The sequence below is a fragment of the Aquisediminimonas profunda genome (assembly GCF_019443285.1).
Taxonomy (GTDB): domain Bacteria; phylum Pseudomonadota; class Alphaproteobacteria; order Sphingomonadales; family Sphingomonadaceae; genus Aquisediminimonas; species Aquisediminimonas profunda.
This window is the reverse complement of record NZ_CP080327.1, coordinates 1,866,681-1,882,585: the sequence shown is the minus strand read 5'-3', so window position 1 is coordinate 1,882,585 and position 15,905 is coordinate 1,866,681. Positions and strand designations below refer to the sequence as shown.

Genomic DNA, 15,905 nt, shown 5'->3' with positions numbered 1-15,905 from the left:
GTCCGACCCGCCAAGCGCGAGAAATAGGAGTTCGTTACCCGGGGTTGTCACTTGGGGAATTTCCAGTTCAATCTCTGCCCGCACGGTCGGGCACGGCGCCTATTGGGCGCGCGCGTGGAGCAGGGCAAGCCCTTTGAGGGTCAGGTCCGGCTCGATTACATCAAACAAATGGGCGTGCTGCTGAAAAAGGCTCGCCAGGCCGCCTGTCGCAACGACTGTTACGGGCCGACCGATCTCTGCCTTCATGCGGGTCAACAGTCCTTCGATCATGGCGACATAGCCCCAATAGATGCCGATCAGCATCTGGCCCTCGGTCGTGTTGCCGATCACGCTCTCGTCGGCGGGCGCTTCTATGGCAATGCGCGGCAACTTCGCCGCGGCCGAAACAAGAGCATCGAGAGATAGATTGAGGCCGGGCGCAATGATTCCGCCCTTGTAGGCGCCATTAGCGGCAATATGATCGAACGTGGTTGCCGTGCCAAAGCTGATGGTGATCAGATCCCCAGCGTGTCCAGCATGCGCGGCAATGGCATTGACGGCCCGGTCGGCCCCAACAGAACTGGGCTGTGGCACATCCAGCGCGATTCCCCATTCAAGTGGCGCACGTCCGGCGACCTTCGCGTCGACACCGAAATACTTATCCGCCAGCAATTGAAGATTATGCAGCGCGCGCGGCACAACGGTGGATATGACAACTTCCTCGACATCACTGCGTTGATAGCCTTCAAGCTCCAGCAGCTGCGTCAGCCAGACAGCATATTGGTCGGCGGTGCGGCGGGCATCCGTAGCCACCCGCCACCGCGTCTTGATCTCCAGCCCTTGAACCAACGCGAATTTGACATTCGTATTGCCGACATCAATCGCGAGCAGCATCAGAAAAACCCTTCAGATCAAGAAAACATCGGCGGCGTGAATGACACGAACCGAACGATCCGCCAAGCGAAGTCGCAATGCACCATCGGCTTCAAGACCGTCGAACAGTCCGTCAACAGAAGAGCCATCGCCCAAATTGGCAGTCAGCGCTGCGCCAATCCCATGGCTCCCTCGAAGCCAGGCAGCACGAACCGAATCCAATCCCATTGTTCGCCATTGGGCAAGCCAATGAGCAAAGGCCCGGGCCAGGTCTTCGCAGAAATAATGCGGGTCCGGCGCATCAAGCCCCAGTGCTGCCAAGCTTGTTACCGGTCGATCCAATCCTACCGGATGAAAGCCAAGATTGACTCCGATTCCTATGACAACGACGTCATTTGCGCGTTCGAGCAGAATTCCGGCGAGCTTTGCTCCATTGGCGAGCAGGTCATTTGGCCATTTGATAACGATTTCGCACATATTCGCTGCATAGGCAGTCAGAACTTCATGCAGCGCAACCGCAGCGACAAGTGCAAGCGTGGCGGCCGATGGATCTTGGGGCTGCAAGCGAACCAGTGTCGTCGCATAGAGATTGCCAATCGGTGAATGCCAGGCACGTCCCATTCGCCCGCGCCCGCCGCTCTGCGCATCTGCGCGGAGCCAAAGGCCTTCGGGCTCACCTGCCTTCGCCAGAGCCAGCATGTCCGCATTGGTCGAAGTTGTCTCTTCGACCGTTCTGATCATGTTCGTCAGAACAAGGCCTTTGCAGCAGCAGCTGAGGCTGAACCAAGAACAGGGATCAATCCATAGCCAAGCACGATGAAGGCTGCAGAGGCGGCAATGAGTCCCTTTTCAAGCAAGGATTCCCCCTTGGAAAAAGGTGTCGCGGGCTCATCAAAGTACATCGTCTTGATGATCTTGAGATAATAAAAGGCGCCGATCACGGAAGCCGCAATGCCAATCGCAGCCAGCGGGAACAGCCCAGCCTTTACTGCAGCTTCGAAAACCAGGAACTTTGCCCAGAACCCGAAGAGCGGCGGAATACCGGCCAGCGAGAACATGAAAACAGCAAATGCAGCGGCAAGACCCTTGTTGGTCTGGGAAAGGCCGGAAAGGCTGGCAATTGTCTCAACCGGTGCGCCCGATTGGTCCCGCATTTGTAGCACACACAGGAAGCTGCCGAGCGTCATGACGACATAGATGGCCATATAGCTCATGATCGCGGCCACACCTGCTTCGGTTCCAGCCGCTAACCCGACAAGAGCGAAACCAACATTGTTGATCGAGGAATAGGCCAGCAGGCGCTTGATATTTGTCTGGCCAATCGCTCCTGCCGCGCCAAGGACGATGGAAGCCAGCGACATGAAGATGATGATCTGCTGCCAGTCATGCGTTGCCGTGCCCATGCCGGACACGCTCACGCGGACCAGCATTGCAATGGCTGCCACCTTGGGCGCGCTTGCGAAGAAGGTTGTGACAGGGGTTGGAGCGCCTTCATAAACATCGGGCGTCCACATGTGGAATGGCACGGCCGAGACCTTGAAGGCCATGCCGGAAAGCAGGAACACAATGCCGAACAGTTCGCCGAGGCTCACACCATCGCCAAGTGCTTTGGCGACACCCGCATAGTCGGTCGTGCCGGAAAATCCGTAGAGCAAAGAAATGCCGTAAAGCAGGATGCCTGATGCCAGCGCACCAAGCACGAAATACTTGAGCCCGGCCTCTGCCGATCGGGTGTCCCGCCGCATGAAACTCGCAAGCACATAGGCTGCCAGGCTTTGCAGTTCGAGCCCGACATAGAGCGTGAGCAAATTGGTCGCGGACACCATCATGCCCATGCCAACGGCCGAGAAGAGGATCAGCACCGGATATTCGGCGCGCAGACGATCTTCCCGCTCGAACCAGTGCGGCGCAATCAGAACGGCCACCGCGGCCGCAAGATAAATGAGCACTTTGGCAAAGGCGCCAAACGCGTCGGCGCTGTAGAGTCCGTTGAAGGCGGTGCCACCCGAACCCGCAACACCCGCAAGCGAGAGCCCTGCACCGGCGAGGATCGCGACGGCGGCAGCACTGACAAACCGTGTGGACCTGTCACCAGCAAAGGCGGCAACAAGCATCAATGCAGTTGCGCCGATCGAGAGGATAAGCTCAGGCGCAGTGAGCAAAAGAGACGCGGTATCGAACATCAATGCGCCTCCCCATGCGCGACAGCTTTTGGCTTGCCCATCTGCAGTTGGGCATCGCTGGCTGGAGTTGCGTCCGCGACGCGTGCAAGCAAGGAGCCGACATCGGCACGCATCGGCGCGATGAAGCTTTCCGGATAGATGCCCATCCACAGGGTCGCCGCAGCAATCGGAGCAAGCATCGCCCATTCGCGAGCGTTCAGGTCTGGCATGGCCGCAGCATCGGCATTCTTGCTTTCCCCGAAGGCGACGCGCCGATAAAGCCAAAGCATATAGGCCGCGCCGAGAATGATGCCGGTTGTCGCGACCGCAGCGACCCAGCTGTTTGCATTATAGGCACCCACCAGCGCCAGGAATTCGCCAACAAAGTTTGCAGTACCGGGCAGGCCGACACTCGCCATTGTGAAGAACATGAAGAACAGCGCGTAATAGGGCATGTTGTTGGACAGCCCGCCGTAGCGATCGATTTCCCGCGTATGGAGCCGATCATAGATCACGCCCACGCACAGGAAGAGCGCAGCCGAAACCAGCCCGTGCGCCAGCATGACAATGAGGCCACCTTCAATGCCCTGGCGGTTGAAGGTGAACAGGCCGATTGTGACGAAGCCCATGTGGGCGACCGACGAATAGGCAATCAGCTTTTTCATGTCCTGCTGCACAAGCGCGACAAGCGATGTGTAGACGATTGCGATCATTGAAAGGCCGAAGACGACCCAGACCAGCGCAGCAGATGCGTCCGGAAACATCGGCAAGGAGAAACGGACAAAGCCGTAACCGCCCATTTTCAGAAGGACGCCTGCTAGGATGACGGACCCCGCCGTCGGCGCCTGAACGTGCGCGTCCGGCAACCAGGTATGGACCGGCCACATCGGCATCTTGACCGCAAAGCTCGCGAAGAAGGCCAGCCAGAGCCAATTCTGCACCGCCGGATCAAAGTTGAACTGCATCAGCGTCGGGATGTCGGTCGTGCCGGCTGTTGCCACCATATACATCATCGCGACCAGCATCAGGACTGACCCGAGCAACGTATAAAGGAAGAATTTGTAGCTCGCCTTGATCCGTTCGACACCGCCCCAGATGCCGATAATCAGGTACATCGGGATCAGGCCAGCTTCGAAGAAGATGTAAAAGAGGAAAAGGTCTTGCGCCGCGAAGACGCCGATCATGAACGATTCCATCATCAGGAACGCGGCCATATATTCCGGCACGCGCTTCTCGATCGCATCCCAGCTTGCCAGAACACAGATCGGCATCAAGAAGACCGAAAGCATGATCAGCATCAGGGCGATGCCATCTATGCCCAAAGCCCAGGCGAACCGTCCGAATATTGGCGCACTCTCGACAAACTGCCACTGCGGGCCGCCAATTTCGTAGTTCGCCCAGAGCAGGATACCGAAGACGAAAAGAACAAGAGTCGTGCCGAGCGCTACCCAACGAGCACCACTTGCAGAAACAAATAGACACATCGCGGCAGCCGCTATCGGCAGCAGGATCATCAGGGACAGAATGGGAAAGCCGCTCATTGCACGATCATCCAGGTCGCGAGGCCGACGAGGCCAAGCAGCATCACAAAGGCATAGGAATAAAGATAGCCGGACTGGAATCGCGCCGCGAGCTTGCTGCCCTGCTGGACCAGTTCAGCTGCTCCATGTGGCCCGAACCGATCAATCGTCCCGATATCGCCCCGCTGCCAGAACTGCCGACCGATCCAGAGTGCCGGGCGAACAAAGAGCAGGTCATACAGTTCGTCCCAATACCATTTGTTGAGCAGGAACTGATACAGGCCGCTGAATGTGGCGGTGAACCGCGCGGGAATGGTCGTGTCCCTGATGTATGCCATCCAGGCAATGCCGAAACCGGCAAGCATCACGGCAGTTGCCGAATACTTCACCCAGATCGGCACTTCATGCATGGCGTGCATCAGATGTTCATTGAAGGCGAGACTGCCCTTCCAGAAACCGCCACCGGTTTCGGCGCCGATAAACCATTCGTGGAAATACCAGCCTGCAAAGATGGCCCCAATCGCAAGGAGTGCCAACGGCACGAGCATCGTCGCCGGGCTTTCATGCGGATGATACCCCGCCGTTCCGTCGTCATGCGCATGATGATGATCGTCATGGCTGTGGCCATGATCATGCCCATGAGACGCGTGCTGAATATGTTCGGACCCTGACCAGCGTGGCTTGCCATAGAAGGTCAGGAAGATCAGCCGCCAGGAATAGAAGCTCGTCAGGAGCGCCGAGAACACGGCAACTGCAAAGGCTACGCCGCCGGCCTCTGTGCCGCTCGCAAAAGCAGCCTCGATAATTGCATCCTTCGAGTAAAAGCCGGCGAACCCGAACACCCCTGCAATACCGACACCGGTGATCGCGAGCGTGCCGGCCATCATCGCGTAGAAGGTCAGCGGGATCTGTTTGCGCAAGGCCCCGTAATAGCGCATGTCCTGCTCATGATGCATGGCATGGATGACTGAACCCGCACCTAGGAACAGCAGCGCCTTGAAGAAGGCGTGCGTGAAAAGATGGAACATGGCCGCGCCATAGGCACCCACGCCTGCCGCAAAGAACATGTAGCCCAGCTGCGAGCAGGTCGAATAGGCGATCACGCGTTTTATATCCGTCTGCGTCGTCCCGACCGTGGCCGCAAACAGGGCCGTTGCCGCGCCGACATAGGTCACGACCGTTGTCGCCGTGTGGCTCTGTTCGAACAGGGGTGAAAGGCGGCAAACCATGAAGACGCCTGCCGTCACCATGGTCGCGGCATGGATCAGCGCAGAAACGGGCGTCGGCCCCTCCATTGCGTCCGGCAGCCAGGTGTGAAGCCCCAACTGGGCGGATTTGCCGCACGCACCGATGAACAGCAGGATGCAGAGCAAGGTCAATGTATCGACGCGGTGGCCAAGGAAGCCGATCGTGCTTCCGGCATAGCCCGGAGCCGCTTCCAATATGGCCGGGATCGAGACTGTGCCGAAGACCAGAAACACGCCGAAAATCCCGAGCGAGAAACCGAAATCGCCAACGCGATTGACGACAAATGCCTTGATCGCCGCGGCGTTAGCGCTGGGCTTGTGATACCAGAAACCGATCAGCAGATAGGAGGCAAGGCCCACCCCTTCCCAGCCGAAGAACATCTGGACAAGGCTGTCTGCCGTGACCAGCATCAGCATCGCGAAGGTGAACAGCGAGAGATAGGCAAAGAAGCGCGGCTGGCTCGGATCCTCCTCCATATAGCCCCAGCTATAGAGGTGAACGAGGCTCGATACGCTCGTCACCACAACGAGCATGACCGCCGTCAAGGCATCAACCCGCAAGGCCCATTGGACGTCCAGTGAACCCGACCGGATGAAATCGAGCACTGGCACAACATGCGCCTCGGCGCTGCCGGCCAGGAAAGAAGCAAAGATAGGCCAACTCAGCGCGCAGGAAATGAACAATGCGCCAGTCGTCACCAGCTTGGCGGCAAAATTGCCAAGCATCCGATTGCCAAGACCCGCCACGATCGCAGCAAGCAGCGGCAGGAAAACGATGAGCTTGATGGTCTCCATGGCTACCGGCTCACCCCTTCATCCGGTTGATATCGTCGACCGCGATCGTCCCGCGACCACGGAAGTAGATGACGAGGATTGCAAGGCCAATTGCCGCTTCGCCGGCTGCAACCGTCAGCACGAACATCGCGAAAACCTGCCCTACCAGGTCGCCGAGATAGGCACTGAAGGCAACGAGATTGAGGTTCACCGCGAGCAGGATCAACTCGATCGCCATCAGGATGATGATCACATTCTTCCGGTTGATGAAGATGCCCATCACGCCCATCACGAACAGGATCGCACTGACAACAAGATAATGCTCGATGCCGATCATAGCTCCACTCCCTGCCCGACCGGCGGGTTCGTATTGCGGACAGCATCCTGCGGACGGCGGCGAACCTGCTGCGAGATGTTCTGTGGCCGGGTGTCGCGGCGTTCGCGATGCGTCAGAACGATCGCACCGATCATGGCCACAAGCAGGACAAGACCTGCGGCTTCAAAGACGTAAAGATAACGCGAGTAGATGAGCGCACCCATCGCTTCGATATTCGGCATATCCGCAGGCGCTGGTGCGGCACGTTGCGCCAGCTGGATGGCACCGGCGCTCCAGGCGCCCTCTGCTATGATCATTTCGCCAACCAGCACCAAAGCGATCAGCGCGCCAAACAGGCCGTATCGCGTAAGGCCACTGCGCAATTCCGCGAAGTCGATATCGAGCATCATCACCACGAACAGGAACAGCACGGCGACCGCCCCGACGTAAACAATGACGAGAAGCATCGCTATGAATTCCGCACCGACAAGAACCATCAGCCCCGCTGCGTTGAAAAACGCAAGGATGAGCCAAAGCACACTATGCACGGGGTTGCGCGACAAAATCACGAGCGCGCCGGAGAGGATGACCAACGCCGCAAAAAGATAAAAAGCAAAGACCTGGATCACGCGCCGCCCCCTATCGATACGGTGCATCGGCGGCAAGGTTCGCGGCAATTGCGCGTTCCCATTTATCGCCGTTTTCAAGGAGCTTCGCCTTGTCGTAAAGCAGCTCCTCGCGGGTTTCAGTCGCATATTCGAAGTTCGGCCCCTCGACGATCGCATCGACCGGGCACGCTTCCTGGCAGAGGCCACAATAGATGCACTTGGTCATGTCGATGTCGTAGCGGGTTGTGCGCCGCGAACCGTCGTCGCGCGGCTCGGCTTCGATGGTGATGGCCTGTGCCGGGCAAACCGCCTCGCACAGCTTGCAGGCAATGCAGCGCTCTTCGCCATTGGGATAGCGGCGCAAGGCGTGCTCCCCCCGGAACCGCGGCGAGAGCGGGTTCTTTTCATAGGGGTAGTTGATCGTCGCCTTGGGCTTGAAGAAGTACTTCAAGGTCAGGGCGTGCGCCTTCACAAACTCCCAGAGGGTGAAAGTTTTGATGAGGTGAACAACATAACTCATCCGCCATACCTCGTCAGCATCAGGTAGCCGCTCACCAGGAACACCCAGAGCAGCGAAATCGGCAGGAAGACTTTCCAGCCGAGCCGCATCAACTGGTCATAGCGGAAGCGCGGCACGGTCGCCTTGATCCAGGAGAAGATGAAGAAGAAGACGAGGATCTTGCCAAAGAACCAGAGAATGCCCGGGACAGCATAGAGGGGTGCCCAATCGACCGGCGGCAACCACCCGCCCCAGAAGAGGATCGCGTTCAGGGCACACATCAGGATGACGTTGGCATATTCCCCAAGCCAGAAGAGCGCGAAGCTCATCGAGCTGTATTCGGTCTGATACCCGGCGACGAGTTCGCTTTCCGCCTCGGTCAGGTCGAACGGCGCGCGCGCGGTTTCGGCAAGCGCCGAAATCAGGAACACAATTGCCATCGGGAAAAGCAATGGATTGAAGCCGAAGCCATTGAGGAATGGCAGGATGCCAGCCCCCTGCTGCGCTTCGACGATCTTGGACAGGTTGAAAGAATCCGCCCAGAGCACGACCGAGATCAGCACGAAACCGATCGAGACTTCATAGGACACCATCTGCGCTGCAGCACGCAAGGCGCTGTAAAACGGGTATTTCGAGTTGGAGGCCCAGCCCGAAATGATCACGCCGTAAACGCCAAGGCTCGAGGCCGCGAGGATATAGAGCAGGCCGACATTGATATCGGCCAGCACCATTTTCGGCCCGAACGGGATCACCGCCCAAACGATCTGCGCGACCGTGAAGGTGATGATCGGCGCCATCAGGAAGAGTCCGCGATTGGCAGCGGACGGTATGATCGTTTCCTGCAGGAAGACCTTTATGCCGTCCGCGAAGCTCTGCAGGATCCCGAGCGGTCCGACCACGTTCGGGCCCCGCCGAAGCGCCATCGCCGCCCAGATCTTGCGATCGGCATAGATTATCAGCGCCACCGCAAGCATCAGCGGGAATGCAATCAGCAGAACGAGTGTGAGATTGCTCAGAAACCAGCCGAAACCGAAACCAGCCCAGGACTGGAACCATTCAGTATAGGTCATTCCGCTGCCTCCAGCCACTCGATCCCGTGGATGAGTTCGTTGGAGCAACGTTCCATTGTCGGCGATGCGCGGCAGATGGCGTTGGTCAGGTAGAAATCCTTGATCGGATAATCGGCAATATCGTCCACCGGCTTGTCGGGCAGAGCCGGCGGGTTCCAGTCGTAACCAGCCAGTCCTTCGCGACCGAGCGCTGGCACGGCCTTTGCCATTACTGCACGGAGATCATCGAGACTGTCGAACGGCAGGGTTGCATCAACAACGTCCGAAAGCGCCCGGAAGATCGCCCAGTCCTCGCGGGCATCGCCCGGCGGGAAGACCGCGCGCTGACCGCGCTGCACGCGGCCCTCGTTGTTAACATAGGTGCCGGATTTCTCGGTATAGGCCGCACCCGGCAGGATGATGTCCGCAGCATGTGCGCCGGCATCACCATGATGGCCGACATAAACTTTGAACGTATCGACAAAGAGATCGTAATTCACTTCGTCCGCGCCAAGGAAGAAGGCCAGCTTCGGCTTCTTGGCCGCCAGCGCCTTGATGCCGCCCTTGTAGGCATAGCCGAGCATCATCCCGCCCATCCGCGCAGCCGCGAAATGGGTGACGTTGAACCCGTTCCAACCTTCACGGACCAGCTTGTACTTGGCAGCAAGCGCCAGTGCCGCGCCGTGCGCGCCCTCATAGCGAAGCGCCCCGCCACCAAGAATCAGGGCCGGACGTTCGGCGGCCTTGAGCGCATCCGCGACATGCTTCGGCAGCTTGCCAAGCAGCTTGAGCGACGTGCCAAGCCATTCGGCCTTGTAGGTCAGGTCCGTTTCGGGGCCGATGGCGAAGACCTTGGCCTGCCGCTTGCGGATCGCCTTCTGGACGCGCGTGTTGATCAGCGGCGCTTCATGCCGAAGGTCACTGCCGACCAGCAGGATCACATCGGCGGTCTCGAGATTGGCAATGCCGGTATTGAACGCCACCGCCGCCAGCGACGAGACGTCATAGGCCAGTCCGGTCTGCCGCCCCTCGAGCATAGAACCGCCAAGCTTCTTGACGAGTTCGCGCGCGGCAAACATGGTTTCGCAATCGACCTGGTCACCCGCAATCGCCGCAATCGACTTGCCAGCGTCCTTCAGGCCCTTGCCAACCGCCTTCAGCGCCTCTTCCCAGCTTGCCTCGACCAGCTTGCCACCCTTGCGCACGAAGGGCTTGTCGAGCCTGCGGTGCATCAGGCCGTCAACCGCGTGGCGCGTCTTGTCGTGCGCCCATTCTTCGTTGACATCCTCATTGATCCGCGGAAGCGCGCGCAGCACCTGGCGTCCGCGACTGTCGAGCCGGATGTTGGTGCCGACAGCGTCCATCACGTCAATCGACGGCGTCTTCTTCAATTCCCAGGGCCGTGCTTCGAAAGCGTAAGGCTTGGACGTCAACGCACCCACCGGGCAGAGATCGACGACATTGCCCGAAAGTTCGCTCGTCACCGCGCGCTCGAGGTAGGACGTGATCTGCATATTCTCGCCGCGGCCGATCGCGCCGATTTCCTCAATGCCGGCCACTTCTTCCGCAAAGCGGATGCAGCGTGTGCACTGGATGCAACGGGTCATCGCCGTCTTGACGATCGGGCCCATGTATTTTTCTGTGACGGCGCGCTTGTTCTCGTCAAAACGCGACGCCCCTCGGCCATAGGCCATAGCCTGGTCCTGCAGGTCACACTCACCGCCCTGATCGCAGATCGGGCAATCGAGCGGGTGATTGATCAGCAGGAATTCCATCACGCCTTCGCGCGCCTTGCGGACCATCGGGCTGTCGGTGCGGATCACCTGGCCCTCAGCCGCAGGGAGCGCACACGACGCCTGCGGCTTGGGCGGCCCCGGTGCGACCTCGACAAGGCACATCCGACAATTGCCCGCAATGGACAGCCGTTCGTGATAGCAGAAGCGCGGAATTTCCTTGCCGGCCAGCTCGCACGCCTGAAGGACAGTCGCGCCCTGCGGGACTTCGAGTTCGATGCCATCTACGGTCAGTTTGGGCATGTTTATTCCGCCGCCTCCAGCATTCCGCCGTGTTCCGCAATCCGCCGTTCCAGCTCCGGCCGGAAATGGCGGATCAGGCCCTGGATCGGCCAGGCGGCTGCGTCGCCGAGCGCGCAGATGGTGTGGCCTTCGACCTGCTTCGTCACATCAAAGAGCATGTCAATTTCCGACACATCGGCATTGCCTTCGCGCAGCCGCTCCATCACGCGCCACATCCAGCCGGTGCCTTCGCGGCAAGGCGTGCACTGGCCGCAGCTTTCGTGCTTGTAGAAATAGCTGAGCCGCGAAATGGCGCGGACGATGTCGGTTGACTTGTCCATCACGATCACCGCGGCTGTGCCAAGACCGGAACCGAGCGCCTTAAGCCCGTCAAAATCCATCGGGGCATCCCAGATCTGATCGGCGGGCACAAGCGGCACAGAGGACCCGCCGGGGATCACAGCCAGAAGATTGTCGCGCCCGCCGCGAATGCCGCCACAATGCTTTTCGATCAGCTCGCTGAACGGGATGCTCATGGCTTCCTCAACGACGCAGGGCTTGTTCACATGGCCCGAAATCTGGAACAGTTTCGTGCCTGCATTGCCCGGATTACCGAAGCTCTTGAACCAGTCCGGCCCGCGCCGCAGGATCGTCGGCGCGACAGCAATGCTTTCAACATTGTTGACCGTTGTCGGGCAGCCATAGAGACCCGCACCTGCGGGAAACGGCGGTTTCAGGCGCGGCTGGCCCTTCTTGCCTTCAAGGCTTTCGAGCATGGCGGTTTCTTCGCCGCAGATATAGGCCCCCGCGCCCCGGTGGACGAACACGTCGAAATCATAACCGGACTTGCAGGCATTCTTGCCGATGAGGCCCGCGGCATAAGCTTCGGCCACCGCCGCTTCGAGCACCTTGGCCTCGAAGATGAATTCGCCGCGAATATAGATGTAAGCCGCCCGCGCGCGCATCGCGAAGCCCGCAACCAGCGCTCCTTCAATGAGCTTGTGCGGATCGTGGCGGATGATCTCGCGATCCTTGCAGCTTCCGGGCTCGGATTCGTCTGCGTTGATGACGAGGAAATTGGGCCGGTTCTCGGTCGGCGCCTTGGGCATGAAGCTCCACTTCATGCCTGTCGGGAAGCCGGCACCGCCGCGCCCGCGCAGGCCGGATGCCTTGATGCGCTCGATGATCTCGTCCGCGCCGATATCGAGCAGCTTCTTCGTCTTGTCCCAGTCCCCGCGCTTCTTGGCTTCGGCAAGACCTGGCGACTGAAAGCCGTAAAGGTTTGTGAAGATGCGGTCCTTGTTGGCGAGGCTCATTTCCATTCCCCGCGATAGTCGTGATTGGCCTTGACCATTTCCTTGAGCGTTGTCGGCCCGCCTTCGGGGCAGCTTGTCTGCCTCTTGATCTGCGGTCCGATCTTCAACGGCTTGTCAGTTGCCAGCGCTTCAAGGATCGCGGACATGCTGTCATAGGTCAGGTCTTCGAAATTGTCGTCGTTGATCTGGACCATCGGTGCATTGGCACAGGCGCCGAGGCATTCGACTTCGGTCAGCGTGAAGAGGCCATCGGGCGTGGTTCCGCCCTTCACCAGCCCGCGGTTCTTGCAGGCAGCAAGCACGTCATCCGAGCCGCGGAGCATGCATGGCGTCGTGCCGCAGACCTGCACATGGAAGCGGCCGACCGGCGCAAGATTGTACATGGTGTAGAAGGTCGCGACCTCATAGGCGCGCATATAGGGCATGCCGAGTTGTGCGGCGACATATTCGATCACCGGCACAGGCAGCCAGCCCTGTGTCTTTGTCTCTTCCCCCACCTGCCGCTGAGCAAGATCAAGCAACGCCATGACCGCAGACGCCTGCCGCCCAGCCGGATAGCGGGCAATATACATGGCCGCTGTCTTGGCGTTTTCCGGCGTCCAAGCGAAATCGCCCCACTTGGCGCGGGTTTCGGCTTCGTCGGGAATGTGCGGTGCGTCTGCCATTACCGGTCACACTCCCCGAAAACGATGTCCATCGCGCCGAGAATGGCGGTTGTGTCTGCGAGCATGTGCCCCCGGCTCATCATATCCATCGCCTGCAAGTGCGAGAAAGCGGTCGGCCTGATCTTGCAGCGATATGGCTTGTTCGTGCCGTCCGAGACGAGATAGACGCCGAATTCTCCCTTTGGGCTTTCGGTCGCGACATAGACGCTGCCTGCCGGGACCTTGAAGCCTTCGGTGTAGAGCTTGAAGTGGTGGATCAGCGCTTCCATCGACTGTTTCATCTCCGCCCGCTTGGGCGGCACCACCTTGCGGTCGTCGCTGGCGATCGGGCCTTCGGGCATGTCCTTCAGGCACTGCTTCATGATGCGGGCGGACTGGCGGACTTCTTCCACGCGGACCATGAAGCGATCATAGCAATCGCCCTTGGTGCCGACAGGAATGTCGAATTCCATCCGGTCGTACACGTCGTAGGGCTGCGAACGACGGATATCCCATGGGATACCGGCAGCACGGATCATCGGGCCGGAAAAACCCCATTTGAGGGCGTCTTCCTTCGAGACCGTCGCAATATCGACATTGCGCTGCTTGAAGATGCGATTGTCCGCGACAAGGCTGATTGCATCCTCGAACAGTTGCGGCAGGCGTGTGTCGAGCCAGTCGGCAATGTCGGTCAACAGCTTCAGCGGCACGTCCTGATGCACCCCGCCGGGGCGGAACCACGCCGCATGCATGCGCGCGCCGGATGCCCGCTCAAAGAAATTGAGACAGTCTTCGCGGATTTCGAACATCCACAAGTTTGGCGTCATGGCACCAACATCCATCACGTGCGACCCGAGGTTGAGCATGTGGTTGCAGATTCGCGTCAGTTCGGCGAACAGGACGCGAAGATATTGCGCGCGGAGTGGAACTTCGAGATCGAGCAACTTCTCGACCGCGAGGACATAGCTATGCTCCATGCAGAGCGGCGAGCAATAGTCGAGCCGATCGAAATAGGGCAGCGCCTGAAGATAGGTCTTGTATTCGATCAGCTTTTCAGTGCCGCGATGAAGCAGCCCAACGTGCGGATCGAGCCGCTCCACGATCTCGCCATCCAGTTCCATGACGAGGCGCAACACCCCGTGCGCCGCAGGATGCTGTGGGCCGAAATTGATCGTGTAATTGTGGATCTGTTCATCGCCGGTGGTCGGGGCGACATCCTGCACGAGGCTCATTTCGCGTCCCCCTTCTCATCGCCGGGAAGGATATAGTCGGCGCCTTCCCAGGGGCTCATGAAATCAAAGTTGCGGAAGTCCTGAGCCAGCTGGACAGGCTCATACATCACGCGCTTGTGTTCTTCGGAATAGCGGAGTTCGACATAGCCGGTCAGCGGAAAATCCTTGCGCTGTGGATGGCCGGTAAAGCCATAGTCGGTCAGGATGCGCCGCAGATCGGTATTGCCCTCGAACAGGACGCCATACATGTCGAACACTTCACGCTCGAGCCAGCCTGCAACCGGCCAGATGCCCGTCACCGATGGCACTGGCTGATCCTCGTTCGTCCAGACATGGACGCGAATGCGGTGGTTCTTCGTGACACTCAGCAGACAATAGACCACTTCGAAGCGCGGTTCGTGATCGGGCCAGTCCACGCCGGCGATTTCCATCAGCTGCTGATAGTCGAGCGTATCACGCAGCTGCATCATGCAGCCGAGGAGTTCTTCGCGCCGCACGGTCAGCGCGATTTCGCCATTCGCTTCGACAGCATCAAGCAAATCAACGCCAAGCGCCTCGCGCGCTGCATCAATCACGCCATCATTCGAGGCATAGCGGGGGGCGGAATGGCTCACCGTTCGATCGTCCCCACGCGGCGGATCTTCCGCTGCAACTGCATGATGCCATAGAGCAGCGCCTCGGCCGTTGGCGGGCAGCCGGGCACGTAGATATCCACCGGCACGATACGGTCACAACCGCGCACGACGCTGTAGCTGTAGTGGTAATAGCCGCCGCCATTGGCGCAGCTGCCCATCGAGATCACATATTTGGGGTCGGACATCTGGTCGTAGACACGTCGCAGCGCTGGAGCCATCTTGTTGCACAATGTGCCAGCGACGATCATCACGTCCGACTGCCGCGGCGATGCCCGCGGAGCCGCGCCAAAGCGTTCGAGATCATAACGCGGCATGTTCACATGGATCATTTCGACCGCACAGCAGGCTAGGCCGAACGTCATCCACCACAGCGACCCTGTGCGGGCCCATTGGAACAGCTCTTCAGTGCCGACGACCAGAAATCCCTTGTTGGACAGCTCATCGTTCAGGCCGTTGAAGAAGCTCGCCTCGGGCAAAGTGCCCGGAGGGGGTGCTGCGAGTTCTACTCCCATTCGAGCGCTCCCTTCTTCCACGCGTAGACAAGGCCAAGTACCAGTTCGGCGAGGAAAATCATCATCGCGGCCCAACCCGCCCAGCCAATGTGCTTGAGGCTGACTGCCCAAGGGAAGAGGAACGCAGCCTCGAGGTCGAAAATGATGAAGAGGATCGCGACAAGGTAGAAACGAACGTCAAACTGCGCGCGACTGCCTTCGAACGCCGGAAATCCGCATTCATATTCCGCCAGCTTCTCGGGCGTCGGATTATGTGCACCTGTCAAGCGAGCCACGATCATCGGCAGGAAAACAAAGGCAGAAGACAGGATCAGTGCAACGGCAAGGAACAACAGGATCGGCAAATATCCGGCAGCAACCGAAGACATGGCTATTGGCTTTCCTATTTCCGGGCCGAACGGTCCAGATTCGTGGCGGCTTTAGGCGAGGCGGAAGCCGTTCGCAAGCGCGAGAAATGCAATTTGGCGGTGTGGTTGCAATGAAAATGCAACGCCCAGAAGATGTAGATTCCTTACAAGACAGAA

16 protein-coding genes are annotated in these 15,905 nt (G+C 59.3%); all 16 read right to left on the bottom strand.

Features of this window, described 5'->3' with window-relative positions:
• Positions 1-99: 99 nt before the first annotated feature.
• From K0O24_RS09365 to ndhC, 16 genes are read right to left on the bottom strand one after another with little or no spacing between them, the layout of a single operon-like run.
• Positions 100-873: a type III pantothenate kinase gene (locus tag K0O24_RS09365; RefSeq protein WP_219892483.1), complete on the bottom strand. Its 774-nt coding sequence runs from the start codon at positions 871-873 to the stop codon at positions 100-102.
• A gap of 12 nt (positions 874-885) precedes the next feature.
• On the bottom strand, positions 886-1,593 hold the full coding sequence (locus tag K0O24_RS09360) for a biotin--[acetyl-CoA-carboxylase] ligase (RefSeq protein ID WP_219892482.1): 708 nt from the start codon (positions 1,591-1,593) through the stop codon (positions 886-888).
• 5 nt (positions 1,594-1,598) lie between these two features.
• Positions 1,599-3,035, bottom strand: a complete 1,437-nt coding sequence (gene nuoN, locus K0O24_RS09355) for an NADH-quinone oxidoreductase subunit NuoN (RefSeq protein ID WP_219892481.1) — start codon at positions 3,033-3,035, stop codon at positions 1,599-1,601.
• On the bottom strand, positions 3,035-4,555 hold the full coding sequence (locus K0O24_RS09350; protein WP_219892480.1) for an NADH-quinone oxidoreductase subunit M: 1,521 nt from the start codon (positions 4,553-4,555) through the stop codon (positions 3,035-3,037). The genes nuoN and K0O24_RS09350 overlap by 1 nt, the downstream gene beginning before the upstream one ends.
• Positions 4,552-6,576 (bottom strand): NADH-quinone oxidoreductase subunit L, encoded by a 2,025-nt coding sequence (nuoL, locus tag K0O24_RS09345; RefSeq protein ID WP_219892479.1) that lies wholly within the window; start codon positions 6,574-6,576, stop codon positions 4,552-4,554. The genes K0O24_RS09350 and nuoL overlap by 4 nt, the downstream gene beginning before the upstream one ends.
• Before the next feature lie 10 nt (positions 6,577-6,586).
• Positions 6,587-6,892: an NADH-quinone oxidoreductase subunit NuoK gene (nuoK, locus tag K0O24_RS09340; protein ID WP_219892478.1), complete on the bottom strand. Its 306-nt coding sequence runs from the start codon at positions 6,890-6,892 to the stop codon at positions 6,587-6,589.
• A complete protein-coding gene (locus K0O24_RS09335; protein WP_219895570.1) occupies positions 6,889-7,500 on the bottom strand; it encodes an NADH-quinone oxidoreductase subunit J in 612 nt (203 codons plus the stop codon). The genes nuoK and K0O24_RS09335 overlap by 4 nt, the downstream gene beginning before the upstream one ends.
• A gap of 10 nt (positions 7,501-7,510) precedes the next feature.
• Positions 7,511-7,999, bottom strand: a complete 489-nt coding sequence (nuoI, locus tag K0O24_RS09330; RefSeq protein ID WP_219892477.1) for an NADH-quinone oxidoreductase subunit NuoI — start codon at positions 7,997-7,999, stop codon at positions 7,511-7,513.
• Positions 7,996-9,048: an NADH-quinone oxidoreductase subunit NuoH gene (gene nuoH, locus K0O24_RS09325; protein WP_219892476.1), complete on the bottom strand. Its 1,053-nt coding sequence runs from the start codon at positions 9,046-9,048 to the stop codon at positions 7,996-7,998. Before nuoH ends, nuoI begins: the two co-directional genes overlap by 4 nt.
• Complete coding sequence (nuoG, locus tag K0O24_RS09320) at positions 9,045-11,063, bottom strand: NADH-quinone oxidoreductase subunit NuoG (RefSeq protein ID WP_219892475.1); 2,019 nt, start codon at positions 11,061-11,063, stop codon at positions 9,045-9,047. The genes nuoH and nuoG overlap by 4 nt, the downstream gene beginning before the upstream one ends.
• A gap of 2 nt (positions 11,064-11,065) precedes the next feature.
• Positions 11,066-12,358 carry an NADH-quinone oxidoreductase subunit NuoF gene (gene nuoF / locus K0O24_RS09315; RefSeq protein WP_219892474.1) on the bottom strand — a complete coding sequence of 431 codons (1,293 nt, stop codon included), beginning with the start codon at positions 12,356-12,358 and terminating at the stop codon, positions 11,066-11,068.
• Positions 12,355-13,023 (bottom strand): complex I 24 kDa subunit family protein, encoded by a 669-nt coding sequence (locus K0O24_RS09310; RefSeq protein WP_219892473.1) that lies wholly within the window; start codon positions 13,021-13,023, stop codon positions 12,355-12,357. The genes nuoF and K0O24_RS09310 overlap by 4 nt, the downstream gene beginning before the upstream one ends.
• The gene (locus K0O24_RS09305; protein WP_219892472.1) at positions 13,023-14,234 is read right to left on the bottom strand and encodes an NADH-quinone oxidoreductase subunit D; all 1,212 of its coding nucleotides are present in this window, start codon (positions 14,232-14,234) and stop codon (positions 13,023-13,025) included. The genes K0O24_RS09310 and K0O24_RS09305 overlap by 1 nt, the downstream gene beginning before the upstream one ends.
• Positions 14,231-14,848 (bottom strand): NADH-quinone oxidoreductase subunit C, encoded by a 618-nt coding sequence (locus tag K0O24_RS09300; protein WP_219892471.1) that lies wholly within the window; start codon positions 14,846-14,848, stop codon positions 14,231-14,233. Before K0O24_RS09300 ends, K0O24_RS09305 begins: the two co-directional genes overlap by 4 nt.
• Positions 14,845-15,381, bottom strand: coding sequence for a NuoB/complex I 20 kDa subunit family protein (locus tag K0O24_RS09295; RefSeq protein WP_219892470.1), 537 nt, complete (start codon positions 15,379-15,381; stop codon positions 14,845-14,847). Before K0O24_RS09295 ends, K0O24_RS09300 begins: the two co-directional genes overlap by 4 nt.
• Entirely contained in the window at positions 15,372-15,749 is a 378-nt protein-coding gene (ndhC, locus tag K0O24_RS09290; RefSeq protein ID WP_219892469.1) for an NADH-quinone oxidoreductase subunit A, read from the bottom strand. Before ndhC ends, K0O24_RS09295 begins: the two co-directional genes overlap by 10 nt.
• Positions 15,750-15,905 lie beyond the last annotated feature (156 nt).

Coding starts and splice junctions, on each gene's coding strand:
- K0O24_RS09365 (WP_219892483.1), bottom strand. CDS start 873: ATGCTGCTCGCGATTGATGTCGGCAATACGAATGTCAAATTCGCGTTG.
- K0O24_RS09360 (WP_219892482.1), bottom strand. CDS start 1,593: ATGATCAGAACGGTCGAAGAGACAACTTCGACCAATGCGGACATGCTG.
- nuoN (WP_219892481.1), bottom strand. CDS start 3,035: ATGTTCGATACCGCGTCTCTTTTGCTCACTGCGCCTGAGCTTATCCTC.
- K0O24_RS09350 (WP_219892480.1), bottom strand. CDS start 4,555: ATGAGCGGCTTTCCCATTCTGTCCCTGATGATCCTGCTGCCGATAGCG.
- nuoL (WP_219892479.1), bottom strand. CDS start 6,576: ATGGAGACCATCAAGCTCATCGTTTTCCTGCCGCTGCTTGCTGCGATC.
- nuoK (WP_219892478.1), bottom strand. CDS start 6,892: ATGATCGGCATCGAGCATTATCTTGTTGTCAGTGCGATCCTGTTCGTG.
- nuoI (WP_219892477.1), bottom strand. CDS start 7,999: ATGAGTTATGTTGTTCACCTCATCAAAACTTTCACCCTCTGGGAGTTT.
- nuoH (WP_219892476.1), bottom strand. CDS start 9,048: ATGACCTATACTGAATGGTTCCAGTCCTGGGCTGGTTTCGGTTTCGGC.
- nuoG (WP_219892475.1), bottom strand. CDS start 11,063: ATGCCCAAACTGACCGTAGATGGCATCGAACTCGAAGTCCCGCAGGGC.
- nuoF (WP_219892474.1), bottom strand. CDS start 12,358: ATGAGCCTCGCCAACAAGGACCGCATCTTCACAAACCTTTACGGCTTT.
- K0O24_RS09310 (WP_219892473.1), bottom strand. CDS start 13,023: ATGGCAGACGCACCGCACATTCCCGACGAAGCCGAAACCCGCGCCAAG.
- K0O24_RS09305 (WP_219892472.1), bottom strand. CDS start 14,234: ATGAGCCTCGTGCAGGATGTCGCCCCGACCACCGGCGATGAACAGATC.
- K0O24_RS09295 (WP_219892470.1), bottom strand. CDS start 15,381: ATGGGAGTAGAACTCGCAGCACCCCCTCCGGGCACTTTGCCCGAGGCG.
- ndhC (WP_219892469.1), bottom strand. CDS start 15,749: ATGTCTTCGGTTGCTGCCGGATATTTGCCGATCCTGTTGTTCCTTGCC.